Source organism: Streptomyces sp. SA15 (assembly GCF_002291145.1).
Lineage (GTDB): Bacteria > Actinomycetota > Actinomycetes > Streptomycetales > Streptomycetaceae > Streptomyces.
In genome coordinates, this window is record NZ_NTGE01000093.1 from 190,545 (window position 1) to 211,756 (window position 21,212).

Genomic DNA, 21,212 nt, shown 5'->3' on the forward strand with positions numbered 1-21,212 from the left:
ACGCGCCGCAGGTAGCCCGCAGGAATCGACAAGATCCATAGAGCTGCTGCCTGACCCGGTGTCATGGGTGGTTCGTCGTCGGCCACGGGCGTGACGGCGGCCGAACTCCTCGAGCTCGGCGTTGGACCAGCGGCGGGAGGCTGCGAACACGTCGATCAGATCGCGGGGCGCTCCGCGGTCGGCGAGGGCGCGGACCTTGGTCCCGATCACGTCCTCCTCCGCGAGGACGGGCCCGTACGGGCTCTGGGCGACCGGCCGCCAGAAGATCTCCTTGAGGATGTCGACTTCGCACTCCTGCCCGGTGGCCGGGTCAGTCACGGTGAAGCGGGCGGACAGCGGGGCGGTCTCCAGCGCGTGCACCTTCCAGCCGCGGGCTTCCAGGCCGGCGCGGAGCGTGGCCGCGATGTCGGCCATGGGCGCCGGGTTCTCGGTGGCGACGTCGAGGTCCTGGCTGGGGCGGTTCACGAGGCGGTGTGCCCGCACGGCATACCCGCCGGTGAGAACCAGGGGGTATGGGGAGCCGAGGGCGATCACGGATACACCTGGCCCATGCCGCCCTGCCCGATCCGCCCGAGCAGCTCGTATCCGCCCAGCTCGGCGGGGTCGTCGGGGCTGAGGGGCGCGATGTGCACGTGGGGCCTCACAATCGGGGCGAGCGGCTGGGGCAGGCGGTCATCGTCACGCTAGACCACTGCTCGGGGGAGGGACGTGTGGTTCCGGGCAGCGGACGCATGGCGAGTCACCCTTCGTCGGCCGTCCCTGGGACCGGGGTCCCTGTGTCCGGCTCAGCGATCGGGGGAGGCGTGGGCGGAGCCTGCGTCGGCTCGGGCCGTCTGCCGACGGGCCGGTATCCCCTCTTCTGCGCGGGGGGTCACGACTGCGCACGCGTTGACCCGTGCGCGCCCGGATGATCTCCCCGCGTCACTGTCCGGCCAGTCGCGCGTAGTCCCCCTGGAAGAAAACCAGCGGGCGAGGATCACCGGCGACCGCCAGGTCGAGTACCCGGCCCAGGACGAACAGGTGGTCGCCGGCCGGGACGACATCCGCCACCTCGCATTCGATCCATGCGGCGACGCCGTCGAGGATCGGGGCTCCGGTGACCCCCCGGTGCCAGTCGAGCCGGCCGAACTTGTCGCCTCCACTGGTCGCGAACACCGCGGACAGCTCCGCCTGATGTTCCGCCAGCACGTTGGCCACGAAGGATCCGGCTCGTTCGATACGTGGCCAACTGGTGGAGGTCACACTGGGGAAGAAGCCGACCATGGGCGGCTCCAGTGACACCGACGCGAAGGAACCTACGGTCAGACCGACCGGCTCGTCCCCGTCGATCGCCGAAACGGCCACCACACCGGTCGGAACTTGTCCGAGCACTCGGCGGAAGTGCGCCGAGTCGAAGGCCGAGGCATCCAGACGAGTTGCCATCGCTCTCCTCATGAGAAGGTAACCGCCGCACAGCCGTACGGCAGTTGATCGCTCACGGGAAATCGTAGGAGCTGATCCAGCGGGCGGAGAGGGCGAGTCTGTGCCGGTTGCCGTCCACCTGGGAGCGGCACCACCACGCCCGCGGCCTCGTTCGTATTGGTGCTGCCAATATGACATCTGCGAACTGGTTCGGTTCCGCCACTCGGTGAATCATCGTGGTCATGTCCGGGTTGACCAGGCCCAGTTCGGGTTTCCAGCGCATGACCGTGAAGCGGCTGACCGCTCTCGCCGTGTTCCCGGGCGCACAGAGACCCCACCCCTTGGTGACCGCCGCACTCTGACCGCGGTCACCGGATCGCCGGCCGGGCGCCCCCTCCGTATGACCCCTTGATTCGATTCGTGAAAGGAACCCCGCATCATGCGCGCTGTCGGAATCGAACAGTTCGGCGGACCCGATGTGTTGAAGGTCGTGGACCGTCCGTTGCCCGTCCCCGGCCCGGCACAGGTCCGTATCCGGGTCACCGCCGCCGCGGTCAACCCCACTGATCTGCTGCTGCGTTCGGGGGAGCTGGCCGCCGCCATGGCCGGGCAGGAGCCGCCCCACACCCCCGGCATGGACGCCTCCGGAGTCGTCGACGCGGTCGGTGACGGTGTCGACCTCGGGGTCGGTGAGCCGGTCATGGCGTTCGTCAATCCCTTCCACGCCGGGGGCGGAGCCCAGGCGGAGTACGTTGTGGTGCCCCGCGACCAGGTCGTCGCCGCGCCCCGGGGCCTCGACCTCCGTGACGTCGCCGGCCTGCCCATGAACGGGCTCACCGCGAACCTGGCCCTCTCAGTCCTCGACCTGCCCGAAGCAGCGACGCTGGCCGTCACGGGAGCGGCGGGCGCGTTGGGCGGGTACGTGGTGCAACTCGCCAAGCACCGCGGGCTCCGAGTCGTCGCCGACGCCGCTGTGCGGGACCGCGACCTGGTCCACGGGCTCGGCGCGGATCTGGTCGTGCCGCGTGCCGCCGCCACCGCTGATCTCGCCGGCGCCTATCGTGCCGCGGTTCCCGAGGGGGCTGACGCGATCGTCGACGCGGCCGTCATCGGTGCCGACGCTCTGGGCGTGGTGAAGGACGGCGGGCGGTTCGCCAAGTGCCGTCCCTACGAGCTGGCCTCGGAGCGCGGCATCGCCATCCATGGGGTACTGGTTCTGGGGCATCCGGCCAAGCGCCCCGCCCTGGAGGAGCTCGCCGCCTTGGCGGAGAAGGGCGTACTGACCCTGCGCACCGCCGACGTACTCGCTCCCGAGAGGGCTCCCGAAGCCCACCGGCGCCTGGAGGCCGGTGGGGTCCGAGGGCGTCTGATCCTCGCCTTCTGACAGCCGTTCCGGTGACTCGGACTGGTTCTTCGTGCGTGAAGGGTGGCTTACATGAGGGGTAGCAGTGTCGCTTTGGGCCAGGAGGAGACCAGGAACGTCAAAGACGCCAACAGAGAGCGGCGGGCCGCGCTGCGCCACTTCCTCAGGTCCCGCCGGGCGCGGCTCTCGCCCGGCGATGTCGGGCTGACGGTGGGCGGGCGCCGGAACACACCAGGGCTCCGGCGCGAGGAAGTCGCCGTGTTGGCCGGGGTGAGCGCTTCCTGGTACACGTGGCTCGAACAGGGCAGGGACATCAAGGTGTCCGAGGACGTGCTCGACGCGGTCAGCAAGGCGCTCAACCTGGACCGCACCGAGCGCGCGCACCTGTATCTGCTGGCCGGAGTGAATCCGCCGGCCGCCCGCCAGGAGGTGACCTCGGAGGAGCTGTCCCGGCTCCGGCTCGCCGTCGAGGTGTGGCAGCCGGCTCCGGCCTTCGTGGTCGACCGGTACTGGAACGTCCTGGTGAGCAACGCCCCCGCGCGCACACTGCTCGGCGTGCAGGCCACGGGCTCCAACTACCTCTGGTCGTTCTTCACCGACGGCCGCAACAGGAGTCGCTACCCCCACTGGCTGGACGTGGCGAGCCGCCTGGTCGGCCAGTTCCGCGTCCAGGCCGTGCGCTTTCTCGACGATCCGAACTTCGAACGCCTGGCGCGAAGGCTGTGTTCGGCGAGTCCGGATTTCGACCGGCTGTGGGCGCGGCACGAGACCCGGGACACGGGGATCGCGACCGTCGAGGTGCGGCCCGCCCCCGGCCGCAGGGCGGCCTTCCACCACGTCGTCATGGGGCTGCACCAGAGGTCCGAGCCGCTGCTCATGCTCTATATGCCGACCCAGATCGACGGCGACCGGGCCGGGTGAACGCCGACGCGACCGGGGAGAGGCCGGACGTGCCGGCTACTGGTCCGCCTCGCGGCGAGCCGCCTCGATGATCGCGTCGAGCAGGCCGGGAAAGGCACGGTCCAGGTCGGCACGGCGCAGGGAGTTCGTCTTCACCGTGCCCTCGTACTGCTGCCGAAGGATTCCCGCCCGCCGCAGCACCTTGAAGTGATGGGTGCTGGTGGAGCGCGTGACATTGATGTCGAAGGTCCCGCACGCCATGTTCCGCTCCGAGTCGGCGAGTTGGCGCACGATGCTGCGCCGCACCGGGTCGGCCAGTGCCTCCAGCACGCCCTGGAGCGCGATGTCCTCGGCGGCGAGGTGATCGGTGATGCGCTCGGTGGTCTGTGCGGTCACGTGACTCGGCCTCCTTGCGTTCCGGCGTGGCGCCTTCATCGTACGACAGCGGTCATATGATGACGGCCATCAAATTTGACCGTCATCGTCATAGTGGTTTGAATGGACACGGGGAGAGATCCCTGGCCGCGGTCGTCGGTGGTCTGCGGTCGTTCTTCGCCCCAGCGAGCCCTCCCGGAGGAGAGAACGATGCCCCGTGCTGAGTCCCAACCAGTTGGGTTGCCCGATGAGGTGACACCGGCCCAACGGGCCGTGTCGCCAGGCCTGCGGCTGACCGCCCTCGCCACCGGTTTCGTCATGGCCGCGCTGGACGTGACCGTCGTCAACGTCGCGGGCTCGGCGATCCAGGAGCAACTGCACGCCTCGCTGCCGGAACTCACCTGGATCGTGGACGGGTACGTGCTGGTCTTCAGCTCGCTGCTGCTGCTCGCCGGCGGCCTGGCGAACCGTCTCGGCGCCAAGAACGTCTATCTGTGGGGCATGGCCGTCTTCTTCGTCGCCTCCCTCGGCTGCGCCCTCGCGCCGAACGCGGCCGTGCTGATCGTCGCGCGTCTCCTTCAGGGCGTGGGAGCCGCGCTCTTCATGCCGAGTTCGCTGTCCCTGCTGGTGTTCTCGTTCCCGGAGAAACGAGAGCGCACCCGGATGCTGGGCCTGTGGTCGGCGATCGTGGCCACCTCCGCGGGCCTCGGCCCGACCGTGGGCGGTCTCCTGGTCAGCGCGTTCGGCTGGCAGAGCATCTTCGTCCTCAACCTGCCCATCGGCATCATCGGCATGCTGCTGACCAAGCGCTTCATCGCTCCGTCCGAGGTACGCGCCACCAAGCTGGCGGTGCCCGGCCATGTCCTGTGGATCGTGGCACTCGCCGCCCTGAGCTTCGCGCTCATCGAGGGGCCGCGGCTCGGCTGGGGAGCCGGCGGGATGCTGGTGTCGTACGTCGTGCTGGTGGTCGCCGCCGGTTCGCTGCTGGTGCGCGAGCGGCGCGCCGACAACCTGGTCATGCCGTGGAGCCTGTTCAGCCGGCCGAGTTTCGCCGGCGCCAACCTGGTGGGTTTCCTCTTCAACCTCGCGCTGTACGGCAGCATGTTCATGCTGAGCCTGTACCTCCAGCACGCCCGTGGGTCCACCCCCTTCCAGGCCGGGCTCGAACTGCTGCCGATGACGATCTGGTTCCCGCTGGCCAACGTCGTCTACTCGCGCATCTCCGCACGGTTCTCCAACGGGGCACTGCTGACGGTCTTCCTGCTGGTCGCCGGGATCTCCTCGCTGACCATGGTCACCGTGTCCTCGGCCACGCCCTACTGGGTGCTGGCGGTGGCCGTCGGCCTCGCCAACATCGGCGCGGGCATCATCTCCCCGGGGATGACCGCCGCCCTGGTGGACGCCGCCGGCCCCGAGCACGCGAACGCGGCCGGCTCCGTGCTCAACGCCAACCGTCAGATCGGCACGCTCGTGGGCATCGCCGCGATGAGCGTCGTACTCGGCACCACCTCGGACTGGAACCGCGGTCCGGCGCTGTGCTTCGCGGTGATCGGCGTCGCGTATGTCGCCGCCGCCGCCGGCGCCTGGCTGATGATCGCCCGCGCCGAACACCGTGAGGCCGCCATCGCCACCACCTGACCGTCCGCCGTCAGTGGGGTCGGCCGAGCGCGGCGCCGCTGCCGCACCGGGGCGAACATCGCCCGGTGCGGCAGCGGCGTTCGACGACGGTCGCTCATCCGGCGGCCGCGCCACGCGGCCGTGCTCCGTGATCGGGCAGAGTGAGCTTGCCGCCGAACAGGTCGCGGTTCTCCTGGTACCACCGGGCGGACTCGGCCAACGGGCGCGCCGAACCGGTGAAGTGGGGAGCCACATAGCGTGCCAGCAGGTCGTAACTGCGCTTGGTCCGCTCCGGATCGGCCCAGTCCTGGAGGTACACCAGGAGGGTGCCGAAACCGCCGGTCTCCTCCTGCATGCGCCGGATGCCCGCCACGCAGTCGTCGACCGACCCGACTATCGCGCTGCCGGCCTCGATCGCCGCCTCGATCGCGTTCTCCGGCTCGACGCCGGGGATGTTCACGTCGAGTCCGCGCAGATCACCCCAGTACTCGTAGGCCCAGCGCTGATAGCCGGCGCGCACGTCGTCGATGGCCTGCGCGCGCGTCTCGGCGACGTGGATCGGCAGCGTGATCCGCCAGTTCCCGCGGTCGACCGTCCTGCCGTGCTCCGCGGCGGCCTCCTCGGCGTACCGCCACTGTGTCTTCATGTCGGGAGGCCGGTGACCGGGCCGCGACACACCGAACGAGACGGTGCTGATGCCGAGTTGGCCGGACAGCCGCACGCTGTGGGGCGAGGCGACGCTCGCGGCCGCGATCTCCACCTTGCCCGCCCGATACGGCGCGAGCTGGAGCTTGGCGTCCTGAAGGGTGAACCACGGCGTCTTCCTGGTGACCGGCTGGTCTCCGTGGAGCAGTTCCACGACCGCCTCCAGGGACTCGCCGAACATGCGGCGCATCTCCCCCCACTCGCGGCCGAGCATATGAGCGTCCACCGGGCTGCTGCCCGCTCCGACCCCGAGGATGAAGCGGCCACGGGTCAGATGGTCGAGATGCATGGCGCGGGTCGCCACCATGAAGGGATGGTGATACGGCAGTGTCATCACGCCGGTGGCCAGTTTGATCTGGCGCGTCCGCTCGGCGGCGGCGGCCACGAACAGTTCGGGGACGCCGATGCTGTTCCAGCCCAGCGAATGGTGTTCGCCGATCCAGAATTCATCGTAGTTGAGCCGGTCGAACAGCTCGATCAAGTCGAGGTCCCGCTCGAACTGGAGGGTGGGATCCTCGCCGAGCGGGTGGAACGGTGCCAGAAACGCGCCGAATTTGAGTCGTTCCGGATACATCAAATCCCCTGTCTGTCATGGATGATTCGCCGCCTGAACGAATATAGGCGTTGGGTCGGGCCCGAGGGGGGAGTCAGTTTCTCCTATGGGCCGCACCACCAGTTCCCCTGGTGACGGGACCAGCGCGCTCTGGAGAACCGCTTTCCGCTCCCCTAACGTGGGTGAGGCTGCCGGAAGAGATTCCGGTGCGTTCCCACACTTTCATTGCTGATGACATTCCAGAGCGGGTGGAGCGGACATATGCGTCTGGGCTTCGGTCTTCCGACATTCGGTCCGGCGGCCAACGAGGTGAACGGCATCGCCCGGTTCGCCGCCGACGCGGAGAAACTCGGCGCGACCAGCCTCTGGGTCGGCGACCGGCTGTTGACCGCGGTGGATCCGACCGTCGGTTATTCCCCCGGTTCCCTTGCCATTCCGGACGAATTCCGGGTGGCGGCCGACCCGTTGACGGCGCTGGCGATCGCGGCGGCGGTCACCGGTGAGGTCCGGCTGGGCAGCAGCGGCATCAACGCGCCGTGGTATCCGCCCGCGCTGCTGGCACGCGCGCTGGCCAGCCTCGACGTGGCCAGCGGCGGCCGGCTCATCGCCGGGTTCGGGAGCGGCTGGTCGCCCGAGGAGTATCAGGCCGCGGGGGTGCCGTTCGACGGGCGCGGCGCGCGACTCGACGAACTGCTGGACGTGCTCGTGGCCTGGTGGACGGCCAACCCCGTGCAGCACCAGGGCCCGCTGTTCACGATCCCGGCCGGCCATGTGGAGCTCAAGCCGGTGCAACGGCCGCATCCCCCGATCTTTCTCGGCGCGTTCGGACGACGTGCGCTGCGGCGGATCGGACAGCGGGCCGACGGCTGGATGCCGGTGTGGTGGGCGCCCGAGGCCTTTCCCGCGGCGCAGCTCACCGAGGGGTGGGCGACCGTCCGGCAGGCGGCCGAGGAGGCCGGGCGGGACCCGGACGGGATCGGGGTGATCCTGCGGGTCAACGTGGCCGCCGGCACACCGGTGACGGTGGTCGCCGAGGAGGTGATGAAGATGCGTTCGGTGTTGCCGGCGGACGAGGTCTTCGTCGACTTCACCTTCGTGGCCGGCACCGTCGATCACACCATCGACCTGGCCGGGCGCCTGCTGGACCGCGTCTCCGCGGGGTGAGGACAGAGCGCGGACAGGGCGCCGGGTGAGGACGACTCGCACCCGGCGCCTGCGATGGTGCCGGGCGGCTGTTCGGGAGCCGACTGAGCGAACCGCCACGGGCGGCCGGCCCCTACGGCTTCTCGAGAAGGCCGGCCGCCCCTGGCGGTTCATGCTGCCGCCGGCACCCTCAACTCCTCGTCGGCCAGGATCTGCTGGTGCAGCTCGTGCAACGGCCGGCACGGCGTGATGCCCAGCTCGCGGTCGAGCAGGGAGCGCACGTGCTGGAAGGCCTGGAGGGCGTCGGCCCGCCGGTCGGAGCGGTACAGGGCGAGCATCAGCTGCCGGTGGAACGCCTCGATCAGCGGATGCTTGTTCACCAGCGCGTACAGCGGCCCCACCAGCTCGCGGTGCCGCCCCAGCGTCAGGTCCGCCTCGTTGCCCAACTCGACGCACTCCAGCCGGGTCTCCTCGGCCCAGGTCGCGAACTCGTCCACGATGGGGCCGCCGCGCAACTCGCCGAGTACCGTGCCGCGCCACAGCGCGAGCGCCCGGCCGCAGGCCACGGAGGCCTCCTGGTACCGCCCGGCGCGGAACGCGGCCCGGCCCTGCCGGGCCAGCCGCTGGAACTCGTGCGCGTCCAGGGTGCCGTGACCGAGCTCCAGGACATAACCGGGGAACCGGGTCACGATCGGGCTGTGGCCCTGATCCGCGCGTCCGAGCAGTTTGCGCAGCTGCGATATGTAGACGTGCAGAGTGGCGACGGCACGGCGCGGGGGCTCGTCACCCCAGATCTCGGTGCACATCTGGTCCATGGAGACGACATCGTCGGCACGCACCACCATGGCCGCGAGCAGGGACTCCATCTTCGGAGCGGTGACCGTGAACACGTCCTTGCCGTCAGTGATGCGCAGGCTTCCCAGGATCTCGAATCGCATGACGCTGCCTTCCTGATGGTGGGAGGCCCGACGACGCTCGGCACGACACCGGGCCGGAGCGCTCGTCGAGGCGGATTGTTGCGGCAGACCATTGCCACGCCACTCGCCGGAAGATTTCCACTGTGATTGTCGTCCTGCCTGCCGGATGTTTCCGGAATACTTCCTCCAGCTAAAGGTTCGTCCATTTCAGGGCCTGGTCCTGTGCTGTACTCATAGAGCTGATTTAAGCCTCTCAGGAAGTCTGTGTACGTGCATCAGTAGAAATACGTACGGCCATCAGCCTGGCCAGCTCCGCCCGGGAACCGATCTCCAGTTTCCGGTAGATGCGGGAGAGGTGGACCTCGATCGTGCGCGGGCTCACCCGCAGTGTCTCGGCGACCTCGCGGGTGCGTCGCCCGGTGCCGACCAGGCGCGCCACCTCCAGCTCGCGCCGGGTCAGGGGCGCGAGGTCGGGTGCCAAAGGCACGGGCGAGGGCGCCGCGGAGGGCCGGCCGCGCTCATGGGGGCCCTCCTGGGGGCTGCCCGACGGCAGCTGGGCGAAGAGCGGCACGTGCCAGTGATCGGCCAGTGCCAGCGCGGCGGTCCACAGTCCCTCCGCCTCCTCGGGCCGTCCGCCGGAACTCGCCGCCCGGGCGGTCCGTTCGGCCGCGCGCAGGCTCTGGAGTCTCAACTGCGCGCCGTCGAAGAGGCGTTCGGCCTTCTGATAGGCGGTGATCGCCCGCGCCGGCTCTTTCTGCTGGGTGAGCACATGGCCGCGGGCCAAGAGCGCGTAGGCCTGTGTGTGCGGCAGCGGGCAGACCTCCAGCGCCCGGGAGGCGCACTCGGCCCACAGTGCGGCGCGGGTGCCGCTGGAGACGGAGGCCAGGGCGAGCAGCTCGTAGGCCCGGGTCCGCAGCGGAGGGCTCAGTGCGCCGAGGTCGGGGGCGCCCAGATCGAGCAGCAGGTCCAGGCAGCGTTCCTGACTGCCCTGGAGCAGGAGGGATTCGGCAACCGTCAGCACGGCCAGGGAATGCCAGGTGTCGCTCCAGTAGTGCAGGGCCCGCAGCGCTTCCTCCGTACGGGCTGAGGCACGGCTGCTGCCAGGCGGCTCCGCGTAGGTGATGCAGAGCGCCTCCTGGGCCATCGCGTACGCCCGCAGCCGGTCCGCGCCCAGGTGTCCGGCCAGGTCCGCGGCGTCGGCGGCCGAGCGCCGCGCGCTGTTCAGCCGGCCCTGTCGCAGCTGGGCCTCGGCGAGTCCGCTGAGCAGCGTGGGGAGCATGGTGTCGGGGGAGCGGCCCGCCGAGACGGCGATACCGCGTGCGTAGCGGGACTCCGCCTCCTGCGGTCGCCCCAGCGACAGGGCGCACCAGCCGAGCAGGGCGAAATACTCCGTGTGCAGGCGCATTTCGGCGTTCGGGAGCTCGTCCATCTGCCGTACCGCGGCGTCGTAGGCGGCCAGGGACCGCGTGGTGCGGCCGGCGGTCAGTTCGGCGAGGGCGTGCAGCGACAGGGCGCCGGCCAGCGTCGTCGCCCGGCCACCGGAGCGGGCCAGCTGGAGCGCGGCGGAGGCGAGGGCGGCCAGTTCGCCGTCGTTGCACAGGGACGACACGATGCCCCGGAAGATCGTCAGCCGGGCGAGCAGATCCGTGTCGGCGGCGGAGCAGGCCCGCGCGAGTTCGGTGCGCAGCAACGTGTCGGCCTCGGCGAACCGTCCGTGCAGGCACTCCACCAGCACACAGACGCGTATCGCCGCGTGGTGCGCCTCGTCCGGCCGTATCCCGGCATCCTGGGTGAGCAGGCGCCGTAACGCCTCGTTGTCGTTGAGGCAGTCGGTCGCCTGGAGTGCCCGGGCCAGGGGCGGGACCAGGCCGAGCAGCCGGCCCGGCGAGCGGTCCTCCGAGGCGAGGCCGCGCAGCGCGAGCAGAAGCCAGCGCACGGCGTCCTCAGGGGCGCTCAGCGCCGCCTCCTTGCCGGCCCGGGCCAGCGTCTCCAGGTCCTCCGGGGTGAAGGTGCTCGTGGACAACTCGATGTGTACGGCACGCTCGGCGGCCGGGGCGGCGCGGCGGTTGAGGACGGTCAGCGCCCTGCGGTGGGCCTGCTGGCGTCGGCAGTGGTCCGCCCGCTCGTGCACCAGCTCGCGCAGCACCGGCTGGCGGAAGACGAACTGGGTGGCGGAGTGGGGCAGTGGGCGCAGGATGTCGAGCCGGATCAGCCCGGTGACGGCCGCGCACACCTCGTCGAAGGGCAGCTCGCAGACGTCCGCCAGTTCCTCACGGGTGAAGCGGTCGCCCAGCACCGCCCCGGACTCGGCCACGAGGCGTTCGACGGGGTTCAGCAACTCCAGCTCGGCGGTGAGCGGGGCCAGTCGGCCGGTGACCAGGTCGGCGGTCAGGGAGGGTCTGAGCGGCGCGGACTCACCGAGCACCAGCAGATTCAGGATGTTGCCCTGGCTCTCCCGATACGCCGACCGCAGCCAGCCGGTGTCGGGCCGTACGTTCAGCAGCCGGGCCGCCTGTTCCGGGCTGATCGGCCCCAACCCGACGCGGGTCACCCGGCCCTGTTCGGCACCGTAGGCAAGCGTGCTGAGCAGTAACGGGTCGGCCTGCCGGGGCCGGTGGGCGATGACGATGAGGAGGGGTGCCCTGAGCGACCAGCGCACCAAGTGGTCGGCGAACTCCAGGGACTTCGGGTCGGCCCAGTGGAAGTCGTCGAGCACCAGCAGCAGTCCGCCACCGGCGGCGTCGGCCAGCAGGGCGTGCACCGCCTGGGACAGCGGGAGCGGCTGGGGCGGGGGATCGGTGCGGCTGCGCCGGGCGCACAGTCCCGCCCGGACCAGTTCGGCGTGGGCCGGCGAGAGCCGGGCCAGCCCCTGCGGCGTCACCAGGTCGCCGAGGGCCCGGGTGAAGACACAGAACGCGTCCCGTTCCGCCGGGTAGCAGCGGCCGTCGAGCACCCGGACTCCCTGGTCCAGGGCGGCCGCCATCAGTTGGGCCAGCAGCCGTGTCTTTCCGGACCCCGGGTCCCCGTGCAGTTCGACGACGCCGCCGTGGCCGTCCCCGACCCGCTGGAGTGCCCGCATGAGCTGCAGTGTTTCACCGCAGCGCACCGATGCCGCTCGTGGAGTGTCCGTGGTGGTCAAAGATGTTTCCACAACGACTGAAACCTTTCCCCCGAACCAGCTAATCGTTCCCACGATAACGACTGCTGTCCGAATGAGGGGGATGGCTATGTGAGCGGTAAACAATCGATGGCGTGCGAAATGTGTTATTCCTGGTCGGTTTTCTTGACCAAGTTTTTGTTTTCGCTTGGTCTGTGAAGCGTGTTTTTTACAGTCCCGACATCTGGGGCCGGCCCTCGGCTCATATCTGCTCGGTGGCGACCGGGAGCAGCTGGGAGATCACCCGCAGCGTGGCCTCGGGGTACTCCCGGTGGAAGAAGTGGCCGCCGGGCAGTGTGTGCACCCGGAAGTCGTACGAGGTGTGCCGCGCCCACTCCCGGGCCTGCGCCGGCGTGAGCAGCGGGTCGCTCTCAGCGGCCAGTACACGCAGCGGCACGGGCAGCGGCTCGGCGGGGTGACGCGGGTGGCTGTGCACCAGACACAGATCGTCCCGCAGCAGCTCGACGGACCTTCGCAGCCAGTCCGGGTGGCGCGCCACTCTGTCCGGGACCCCGCCCAGGCCCCGCATCCACGAGGTGAGTTGAGCGTCGGAGGCGTTCTGCGGGGCGACGGCGGAGTGCGGCACGTGCGGCGGCGCGCACGCCCCCACCACCAGCAGCTCTGGCGCGTGCCGGCCCGTCGCCACGCGGCGCCGGGTCAGCTCGTGGGCGATCAGACCGCCCAAGCTGTGCCCGTACACCGCGTAGTGCCCGTCCAACAGGGGGTCGAGCTGCTCGTCGACCTCGTCCAACAGCCGGTCGAAGTCACGGAACCGCGGCTCGCGTACCCGGCGCTCCCGCCCCGGCAGTTGCACCGGGACCACCGCGACGTCCGGACCGAGCCCGGCCTGCCAGGCGGCGAAGGAGGAAGCGGCACCGCCCGCGTGATGGAAGCACAGCAGCCGGATCGCCGCGCTGTCCGGCAGCCGCTGCCACGGCAGCAGACAGGGCGGGACGGGTCCGGCCCCGGAGGCACGGCCATTGACGGTCATGTCCTCACCGACTCGACGGCGGGCTCGGGGAGATTCCCTGGGTGGGCCGCCTTGGGCCTCTGTGCCCTCGGCACCCGTACGCCGGCCGCCCGCCCCGGCGCGGTCGGCGGCGGCGGCGAGGGCAGCGCGTCCTGGCCGGGTGGCTCGCCGGAGCCGTTGCGCACGGTCGGGACCGTCACCTCCGGACCGGTCTCGTCGTGGACGAAGGTGAGGAAGTCGTCGACGGTCTTCACCTGTTCAGCCCTCCCAGGCTCTGCGCCCGCCGGATGCGCTCCGCGGGCTCGGTGTTCCCGGACGGCTCGTGACGGAGGAGAGACGCCGAAGCGTCGCCGCCCCCGCCCGGCGGGAAGCCGCCGGGCCACGGCCGCGTCATCGTTGGCGACCTGTCTAAAGGCGCCCTAACGGCCGGCCTAGGCCCGACGGCCGGGACAAGGGGAAGCCGGGGTGACGGGAGACGGGGGAAGCCGGGGTGACGGGAGAACGGAGCCCGGGCCAGAGCTTCTTAAGCCGTGCTTTGGCTCGCCCGATTAGACCTGCCTACGCACTTGGGCGTCACCGACGACGACCACGAGTCGGAGTTCGACCTGGACCTGGAGGTGACAGCGCATGGCGCGTTGTCCGCCGCGCGGCGATGCCGTGCTTCAAGTCCCCCTTCCCCAGGAGCACCTCGGTGTCCGACCATGGAGGTGTAACCCCTGTCACGTGCCGCACACGGCAGGGGAGCAGGTGGGTAAGGTGGCGCATATCTCAGTACCTATGGCTGGACAAAGGGGCGGGAAGTCATGCCGACTGGCCGTCAATTAAAGGAACTCGGACAATTCTTGAAGGTGCGCCGGGCGGAAGTGAACCCCACCGAAGTGGGTCTGCCACGGGCCGGCGTGCGCAGAACACCCGGGCTGCGCCGTGAGGAAGTGGCACTCCTGGCCGGTGTGGGAGTGTCCTGGTACACCTGGATCGAGCAGGGCCGGGCCGAGAACGTGTCCGCCGAGGTCCTCGCCGCGATCTCCCGGGTCCTCAGCCTGGACGACACCCAGCGCCAGTACGTGTGGCGCCTCGCCGGTCTGGGATCGTCCCACTTCGCCTCCTCGCCCCCACCGGACGGGGAGTCCTTCAAGCCCTTCGTCGACAACTGGCTGCCCAACCCGGCCTACATCGCCGACCGGGCGTGGAACGTGGTGGTGGCGAACGCCGCCGCCCGCGAACTGCTCGCGCTGGACTCCGGCTGCGGCAACCTCGTGGAGGACTTCTTCCTCAACCCGCAGACACGCACCCGGTATCCGGACTGGGAGCAGGACGCGGCGACGGTGGTGGCCCGGTTCCGGGCGCACACCGCGAACCATTCCGGCGACCCCCTGCTGGAGGCGATGGTGGACCGACTGCTCGCGCGCAGCGAGCAGTTCGCGAAACTGTGGAACGCGCAGGAGGTGCAGGAGGACTCCTGCGGCATCGACCTGCTCCAGCATCCGCGGGCCGGTGAGCTGTCCCTGCGGCGGACGACACTGGACTTCACCCCCCGGCTGGGACTGCGGCTCACCGTGTTCATGCCGGTCCCCGGGACCCGCGCGGAGCGAGCCCTGTCGCTGCTCACCCTGTCGCGGGAAGTAAGAGGTTCCGCGGCCTGAGAGTCGGGTTGTCCCGCCGGTCCGGCGGGACAACCCGACCTTTTTCCTTCTCTCTTCCTCTCTCCGCCATCCCCTCTGCCGAAAGTGCCTTCGCCATGTCTGCTGTACGGCCGCTCGAGCGGCTGACACGTCCCTCGCCGCTGCGGTCGCTCACCTTCGGGAACTGGCGGCTGACCCATGTCCCGGACGGGATGGTCCAGTTGAGACCGGAGGGCTGGTTCACCGGACTCGGCCCGGACGACCTCGCCGCGCTCGCTCCCTACCGGGACCCGGACGGTTTCCTGGTCGCTTCTGTGGGCGGCCTGCTGGTTGAGCATCAGGGCCGGTCCCTGCTGATCGACGCCGGATTCGGCCCGCGACGCCTGGAGGCGGCGCAGACGCATCCCGCCCTGGGCGTGCTGGCGGGCGGCGACCTGATCACACTCCTCGGGACGGCGGGGGTGCGGGCGGAAGCCGTGGACACCGTCGCCTTCACCCATCTGCACGACGATCACATCGGCTGGGTGCTGGCGGCCGACGGCTCCCACTTCGAGAGCGTCACATCCTTCGTGCTGTCGGCGGCCGAGTGGCGGGAGGGGGGCAGCCTGCTGCCGACGAGGCTGGCACGCCGGGTCCGTACGGTGCCGGACGGCGGCGAGGTGTTCCCCGGCGTCACCCTCCGGGAGTGGCCCGGACACACCAGCGGCCATGCGGGATACGTGGTGCAGGTCGCCGACGAGCAGTCCGGGGACGACGGCGTCCGCCGGGTCCTGGTGCTCGGTGACGCGCTGCACTCGCCCGCCCAGGCGGCGCATCCCGAGTGGCGGGTGTTCTTCGACGGCTCGGGCGAGGAGGCGGTCGGGACGCGCCGGGCCGTACTCGAGGAGGCCGCGCGGCCGGGCACCGTCTGTTACGCCGGGCACTTCGCGGACGTGGTCTTCGGCCGGGTCGAGGTCACCGACGGCGGCTACCGGTGGCAGGCCCTGGAGTGAACGGGGTGCGCTGCTAGGCCCTGTCGTCAAATTCCCGTCGTCCGCCCGAAGGGCGGGCCCCGCGCCCGCCGCGATGGGGCCCCCCGCTCGAGCGAAGCCGAGAGTGGGGGAGGCTGATGTCCGCGTCGGTGCGTGCTCTCGGCGTGCCGGGCACAAGCCCTCGTACTGGATGTACTTGGGCTTGTGCCCGGTGCGGCGAGTGGGGGTACCTCCCACGCCCTCAAGGCAGTGGGGGAGCGTGCCGGGCGTCGCGGGGCAGGCGGGAATGTGACGACAGGGCCTACGGCAGTTGCGCAACCTGCGGGCCGGGGCGGGCAGTCCGTCCCGGCCCGCCGTGTGTACCGCGGCCGCTCGGGAGCCCGCCGGCCCCGGGGAAGGGGCCGAGCCTGTTGGCGGCGACCAATATGTTGAGCGCGCACTGTTTGGTGATCGCGATCGGCGTGAGGCTTCTGGCCATGCCGAAGACACACTCCTCAGAGCTCTCCATGACAGGGAAGCAGAAGACGATCCTCGTCGTTCTGCTGGGCGCGCAGTTCATGTTCGCCGTCGACTTCTCCATCCTCACCGTGGCGCTGCCGGAGATCGGCTCCGACCTCGGGTTCGGGCTCGACAGTCTCCAGTGGATCTCCACCGCCTTCGCCCTGACCGCCGCAGGCTTCATGCTGCTCTTCGGGCGCATCGGCGACCTGATCGGCCGTAAGAAGCTCTTCCTCGTCGGCATGGCGCTGCTGACCGTCTCCTCGCTGCTCGGTGGTCTGGCCACCAACCCCGAGCTGATGATCGTGGCCCGGGTGCTCCAGGGGCTCGCCACGGCGATCGTCACCCCGTCGGGCATGGCGCTGATCACCACCAGCTTCGAGGAGGGCCCGCTGCGCACCAAGGCGCTCGGGCTGAACGGCGCGCTGCTCTCCCTCGGGTTCGCCGGCGGCGCGGTCCTCGGTGGTGTGCTCACCGACCTGCTCTCCTGGCGCTGGGACTTCTTCATCAACGTCCCGGTCGGTGTGGCCCTGTTCATCGGCGGCATCCTGGTGATCACCGACTCGGTGGCCGAGGACCGGCCCAAGCTGGACGTGCCCGGTTCGATCACGGTCACCGCGGGCCTGCTCGCCTTCGTGTACGGCGTCACCAGCGCCGAGCGCGAGGGCTGGGGCTCCGCGCAGACCTGGGCCACGCTGCTGGTCGCCGCCGTACTGCTGGTCTCCTTCTATGTGATCGAGCTGAAGGCCGCCGCGCCGCTCGCCCCGGTGCGCATCCTGAAGGCCAACTCCGTCAAGTGGGGCAACCTGGGCGGCCTGATCACCTTCTCCATGGAGTCCGCGCTCTCCTTCCTGCTCACCCTCTATCTCCAGCAGGTGCTGGGTCTCACCCCGTTCCAGACGGGCCTGATGTTCGGCTTCCTGGGACTCGGCGCGTTCCTCGGCGGCACCTTCGCCTCGAAGATCATCGCCCGTACCGGCGCCAAGGGCAGTCTGGTCCTCGGCCTCGCCGTGCAGGGTGTGATGACCGGCGTGCTGTTCTGGCTGGGTGAGGACAAGACCGTAGGCATCGCCGCCGTCCTGGTCACCACGTTCGTCGGCGGGTTCGGCCACGTCCTGGCGATCGTCGCCTACACCGTCGTCGGCACCTCCGGCATCGAGGACCGCGAGCAGGGTCTGGCCACCGGTCTGGCCGCCATGACCCAGCAGATCGGCTTCACCCTCGGCATCCCGGTGATGTCCGCCGTCGCCGCCTCGCAGTACGGGGAGCTGGACAACGGCGTCGCCTCCGCGGCCGGCGTCCTGGACGGCACCACCTTCGGCATCCTCGTCGACGGCCTGGTGGTCCTCGCCGGCGCCCTCGTCATCAGCGTCCTGCTGCGCACGGCGAAGTCCGGTTCCCTCGCCGCGGTGCGCGTCGGCGACGGCGAGGAGGAGCCCAGCCTCACGGGCGCCCCGTAACCGGCGCCCCGGCCGCTCTCCCGGGCGCGGGGCCCCTCGCCCCGCACCCGCCTCGCCCGAGCACAAGGCCCGAGCACAAGGAAGGAACCCGATGTCTGCTCAGTCTGCCTCGTCCCTTCTGCCCGTCGCTCCCCCCTACCTCCCGGACGTCTCCGACTACCTGGGCGCACCCGAACGCCGCTTCTTCGGCGAGGGATACAAACGCGCTCGGCACCTCCTCACCGGCTTCCACACACCCGAGGCGGACGGCGCGGCCGCCGAGGTGCCCCGGCTGGCCGCCACCGCGCGGGTCAGCTACCCGAGCGACTGGTCCCGCAAGGGCGACACCGACCAGCGGCCGCACCTGTCCACCGTCGACGTCCTGCTGCTCGGCGCCCAGCTCACCGAGGCACTGCTCACCGGCCACCTGGGGCTGACCGGGCGGGAGCTGGCCACGGTCTGGCTCGCCCGGGTCCGCATCAAGGCCGGCACCCGTCCGGTGGAGGAGGACCTGGCCGGGTTCCCGGTCTCGGCGTACGTCGCCGACCGGTTGCCCGCCCCGCGGCCCGGCCGCGCCCGCACCGCCGTCGAGGCCGCCGTGGGCACGCTGCGCATCCGCCTGGAGGCCGACCACCCGGACGTCCGTCCGGGTGAGCGGTCCCGTGTCGAGCCCGTGGTCCGCGACGGCGGCTACGGCGACACCCACCGACTCGGTGACCAGCGCGTCGAGAGCATGCAGGTCAGGCCGGATACCAACGTCGCCACCGCCGACGTACGCCTCACCGGCGGTCCGGACGGCGCGCTCGGCGGCATGGAGGGCGAACAGCAGCCGTCCGTGCACCTCGTGGACGCCTTCGTGACGGCCCTTCAGGTCGGGCAGGTCCTGCTGTACGAGCTGGACCGGGTGCCCCGCGCCGCCTCCGACACCCTGTGGATGCGCAGCACGCTGCTGGCGGCCACCACCCCGCACCGGCCGCGCGCCACCGCCGACGGCGGTCCGCTGCCCATGCGCGCGGAGCTGCGCGACGCCGTCCTGCTCAACAACCGCCACGGCGAGACCTGGCGCCGCGCGGACATCGCCGCGCAGCTCGCCGACATCACGGTCGTCTGCTCGGTGGCCCACCGCCTGCCGCCGTCCGCGACCTGAACCGGCCCCCCATCCCAAGGCGTTCGGGCACCAGAGCCCCGGCGCCGTCCGTCAACCACGGGAGAGTCACATGAAGCTCGCCATCGCAGGCACCTACTCCGTCGGCAAGACCCTCACCACGATGGCCGTCTCACACCTGACCGGCCTGCCCCGTTCCGCCGCCAAGACCATGCGGGAACTGCTGCCCATCTCCATCCCCGGCAAGACGCTGGAGGAGTGCACCCCGCCCGAGCTGATCATGCTGATCATGCGGCGCAACCAGGAGCGCGCGGTCAACGAGTCCCACCTGCCCGACGGCTTCGTCTCCGACGGATCCTCGCTGCACGAGTGGGCCTACGGCACCGTCCGCGTGCTGGTCGGCATCAACCCCAACGAGTCGGTGAACCTGGAGACCATCGAGGTCAGCGAGGAGATCGGCTTCTACGGCAAGGTCCTGTCGCAGATGGCCGTGCCCGCCAAGCAGCACGCCCGCGCCACCTACGATTCCTTCGTCCACCTGCCCATCGAGTTCCCGCTGGTCCCCGACGGGCACCGCCCGGTCAACGAGCGCTTCCGGTCCCTCGCGGACGAGCTGATGCTCAAGACCCTGGACGAGCTGAACATCCCGTACCACACGGTGGGCGGCTCCATACCCGAGCGCCTTCAGAAGATCATCGACATCTACGGCTTCGAGCCCGTGATGAGCATCGACGCGGCGATCGAGAAGGCCCAGGCCGAGTACGCGCTCATCGACACGAGTTCGGAACTGGCCCGCGCCGCCGCCTGAACCCCGGCGGCCCCGCGAGGCCCGCATCCGTCACGACCACCACTAGAGAACAGAGCCACCACAGCGAGGACACACAGAACCGGACACCACCCAGGAAAGTCGGGGAAGACCCATGCCGTACGCCGTCCTGCGCGGGCTCGGCGCTCATCTGCCGTCGAGACGCGTCACCAACGCGGAACTCGCCACCCTCTTCGAGACGTCCGACGAGTGGATCACCACCCGCACCGGCATCAGAGAGCGCTACTGGGCCCCGCCCGGCCAGTCCACCGGCGACCTGGCCACCGAGGCGGGCCGCGCGGCCCTGAAGTCCGCCGGCCTCGACGAGGGAGCCGATGTCGGCCTTCTCATCGTCGCCACCACCACACCCGACCACCTCTGCCCCGGCACCGCGCCCGACGTGGCGGCCCGGCTGGGACTCGGGAACGCCGCCGCGTACGACATCGCAGCGGTGTGCTCCGGTTTCGTCTACGCCCTCGAAGCGGCCGCCAACGCCATTCGGGCGGGCCGGGCCGAGCGGGCGCTGGTCATCGGGGCCGAGACGTACTCCACGATCCTCAGCCCGAACGACCGCACCACCTCCGTGATCTTCGGCGACGGAGCCGGGGCGGTCGTACTGGGCTGTGGGGCCGGCGACGAGCCGGGCCGGCTGCTCGGCTTCGACCTGGGCAGCGACGGCACCGGCAAAGACCTCATCCGGATCCCGGCGGGCGGCTCCCGGCAGCGCTCCAGCGGACTGCCCGCGGCCGAGGACGACCACTACTTCACCATGCAGGGCAAGAAGGTGTTCGCCCACGCGGTCCGCCGTATGTCGGACTCCTCGCTCGCCCTGCTCGAGAGCGTCGGCTGGAGCGCGGACCAGGTCGGGTACCTGGTTGGTCACCAGGCCAACCTCCGGATCCTCAGGGCCGTGGCCGAACAGCTCGGGCTCGACGCCGGCCAGGCTGTCACCAACATCGACAAGGTCGGCAACACCTCCGCCGCGTCCATTCCCCTGGCGTTGGCCGACGCGGCGGCGGCAGGAACGTTCCGGACCGGCGAGCGCCTGCTGCTCACCGCCTTCGGCGGCGGCCTCACCTGGGGCTCCGCCGCCCTCACCTGGCCGGACATCGTCCCCGTCTGACGCGGCGCCCCAGGTACGGCGCGAACGACAGCGCGCGCCCGCGCACCGCGTCCCTCGCGCGCACTACTGCCGCTGCGCGTCCACACCCCTCGCGTCCTTCGCATCCTCCGCGGCCAGACAGCCCCAGCGCGCACCACCGCCGCTGCGCCGATTCCCAGGGCCCGCGGGTCCCACATCTCACGCGCCGCATCACGCACGCGAGCTGAGGCCCGTGGAAACCCCGCGCGCATCGCACCGGAACCGTGCACCACCGAACCGGAGAGGAAACACCGTTCCATGAGCAACTCCGTCACGTCCGCCTCCGTCGCCGCCCTCGCCGACGCGGTCCTGGCCCTCCTCGTCGACAAGTACGAGGCCCCCGCCGAAACCACCGCCGTCGACACGGAGTTCGAACTCATCGGCTTCGACTCGCTCATCCTCGTCGAGGTCGCCGTGGACCTCAGTCGCCGCTACGGCATAGAGGTCGCCGACGACGAGCTCCAAGCGGCGGGCACCGCCGCCGGGGTCGCCGAGCTCCTGGTGGCCAAGGGCGCCGGCGTCTGACCCTG

Annotated in this window: 18 protein-coding genes and 1 pseudogene; 11 read left to right on the forward strand and 8 right to left on the reverse strand. The window is 70.5% G+C overall.

Translation table 11 applies throughout. From position 1 onward, the window contains the following. Positions 1 to 78: 78 nt before the first annotated feature. Both CLM62_RS17700 and CLM62_RS17705 read right to left on the reverse strand, forming a co-directional pair. Positions 79 to 534, reverse strand: a pseudogene (locus tag CLM62_RS17700) (nucleotidyl transferase AbiEii/AbiGii toxin family protein); the annotation flags it as partial. Positions 535 to 921: 387 nt separating this feature from the next. Beyond that, positions 922 to 1,422 carry a flavin reductase family protein gene (locus CLM62_RS17705; RefSeq protein ID WP_179382129.1) on the reverse strand — a complete coding sequence of 167 codons (501 nt, stop codon included), beginning with the start codon at positions 1,420 to 1,422 and terminating at the stop codon, positions 922 to 924. 418 nt (positions 1,423 to 1,840) lie between these two features. Between CLM62_RS17705 and CLM62_RS17710 the strand changes: the two genes are divergently transcribed. Beyond that, positions 1,841 to 2,785: an NADP-dependent oxidoreductase gene (locus CLM62_RS17710; protein ID WP_095750841.1), complete on the forward strand. Its 945-nt coding sequence runs from the start codon at positions 1,841 to 1,843 to the stop codon at positions 2,783 to 2,785. Between the two features lie 51 nt (positions 2,786 to 2,836). Then, a complete protein-coding gene (locus tag CLM62_RS17715) occupies positions 2,837 to 3,685 on the forward strand; it encodes a helix-turn-helix transcriptional regulator (protein ID WP_095750842.1) in 849 nt (282 codons plus the stop codon). 36 nt (positions 3,686 to 3,721) lie between these two features. Here CLM62_RS17715 and CLM62_RS17720 read toward each other — a convergent pair whose 3' ends face one another. Next, a complete protein-coding gene (locus CLM62_RS17720) occupies positions 3,722 to 4,060 on the reverse strand; it encodes a helix-turn-helix transcriptional regulator (RefSeq protein WP_257003892.1) in 339 nt (112 codons plus the stop codon). 189 nt (positions 4,061 to 4,249) lie between these two features. Here CLM62_RS17720 and CLM62_RS17725 point away from each other — a divergent pair, with 189 nt between their 5' ends. Beyond that, positions 4,250 to 5,677, forward strand: coding sequence for an MFS transporter (locus CLM62_RS17725; protein WP_095750844.1), 1,428 nt, complete (start codon positions 4,250 to 4,252; stop codon positions 5,675 to 5,677). A gap of 94 nt (positions 5,678 to 5,771) precedes the next feature. Here CLM62_RS17725 and CLM62_RS17730 read toward each other — a convergent pair whose 3' ends face one another. Next, on the reverse strand, positions 5,772 to 6,935 hold the full coding sequence (locus tag CLM62_RS17730) for an LLM class flavin-dependent oxidoreductase (protein ID WP_095750845.1): 1,164 nt from the start codon (positions 6,933 to 6,935) through the stop codon (positions 5,772 to 5,774). A 210-nt stretch (positions 6,936 to 7,145) separates the two neighbouring features. On the opposite strand from CLM62_RS17730, the gene CLM62_RS17735 reads away from it, so the two are divergent. Beyond that, complete coding sequence (locus CLM62_RS17735) at positions 7,146 to 8,078, forward strand: TIGR03619 family F420-dependent LLM class oxidoreductase (RefSeq protein ID WP_257003893.1); 933 nt, start codon at positions 7,146 to 7,148, stop codon at positions 8,076 to 8,078. 149 nt (positions 8,079 to 8,227) lie between these two features. On the opposite strand, the gene CLM62_RS17740 is transcribed toward CLM62_RS17735, so the two are convergent. The 4 genes from CLM62_RS17740 to CLM62_RS17755 form a co-directional block, all read right to left on the reverse strand. After that, a complete protein-coding gene (locus CLM62_RS17740) occupies positions 8,228 to 8,995 on the reverse strand; it encodes an AfsR/SARP family transcriptional regulator (RefSeq protein ID WP_095750847.1) in 768 nt (255 codons plus the stop codon). Positions 8,996 to 9,227: 232 nt separating this feature from the next. Continuing rightward, on the reverse strand, positions 9,228 to 12,053 hold the full coding sequence (locus CLM62_RS17745) for a LuxR family transcriptional regulator (RefSeq protein WP_143659109.1): 2,826 nt from the start codon (positions 12,051 to 12,053) through the stop codon (positions 9,228 to 9,230). A gap of 280 nt (positions 12,054 to 12,333) precedes the next feature. Next, entirely contained in the window at positions 12,334 to 13,122 is a 789-nt protein-coding gene (locus CLM62_RS17750) for a thioesterase II family protein (RefSeq protein ID WP_095750849.1), read from the reverse strand. Further along, positions 13,119 to 13,355: a hypothetical protein gene (locus tag CLM62_RS17755; RefSeq protein ID WP_095750850.1), complete on the reverse strand. Its 237-nt coding sequence runs from the start codon at positions 13,353 to 13,355 to the stop codon at positions 13,119 to 13,121. Before CLM62_RS17755 ends, CLM62_RS17750 begins: the two co-directional genes overlap by 4 nt. Positions 13,356 to 13,904: 549 nt before the next feature. On the opposite strand from CLM62_RS17755, the gene CLM62_RS17760 reads away from it, so the two are divergent. The 7 genes from CLM62_RS17760 to CLM62_RS17795 all read left to right on the forward strand — a co-directional run bounded on the left by CLM62_RS17760 (position 13,905) and on the right by CLM62_RS17795 (position 21,207). Continuing rightward, positions 13,905 to 14,744 carry a helix-turn-helix domain-containing protein gene (locus CLM62_RS17760; RefSeq protein ID WP_095750851.1) on the forward strand — a complete coding sequence of 280 codons (840 nt, stop codon included), beginning with the start codon at positions 13,905 to 13,907 and terminating at the stop codon, positions 14,742 to 14,744. A gap of 95 nt (positions 14,745 to 14,839) precedes the next feature. Further along, positions 14,840 to 15,715, forward strand: a complete 876-nt coding sequence (locus tag CLM62_RS17765; protein ID WP_095750852.1) for an MBL fold metallo-hydrolase — start codon at positions 14,840 to 14,842, stop codon at positions 15,713 to 15,715. 455 nt (positions 15,716 to 16,170) lie between these two features. Next, positions 16,171 to 17,652: an MFS transporter gene (locus tag CLM62_RS17775; RefSeq protein WP_257003894.1), complete on the forward strand. Its 1,482-nt coding sequence runs from the start codon at positions 16,171 to 16,173 to the stop codon at positions 17,650 to 17,652. Between the two features lie 91 nt (positions 17,653 to 17,743). Next, the gene (locus tag CLM62_RS17780; protein ID WP_095750853.1) at positions 17,744 to 18,778 is read left to right on the forward strand and encodes an AvrD family protein; all 1,035 of its coding nucleotides are present in this window, start codon (positions 17,744 to 17,746) and stop codon (positions 18,776 to 18,778) included. A gap of 70 nt (positions 18,779 to 18,848) precedes the next feature. Continuing rightward, on the forward strand, positions 18,849 to 19,544 hold the full coding sequence (locus CLM62_RS17785) for an AAA family ATPase (RefSeq protein WP_095750854.1): 696 nt from the start codon (positions 18,849 to 18,851) through the stop codon (positions 19,542 to 19,544). 112 nt (positions 19,545 to 19,656) lie between these two features. Further along, positions 19,657 to 20,664, forward strand: coding sequence for a beta-ketoacyl-ACP synthase III (locus tag CLM62_RS17790; RefSeq protein ID WP_095750855.1), 1,008 nt, complete (start codon positions 19,657 to 19,659; stop codon positions 20,662 to 20,664). 276 nt (positions 20,665 to 20,940) lie between these two features. Further along, positions 20,941 to 21,207, forward strand: a complete 267-nt coding sequence (locus tag CLM62_RS17795; protein WP_095750856.1) for an acyl carrier protein — start codon at positions 20,941 to 20,943, stop codon at positions 21,205 to 21,207. Positions 21,208 to 21,212: the final 5 nt, after the last annotated feature.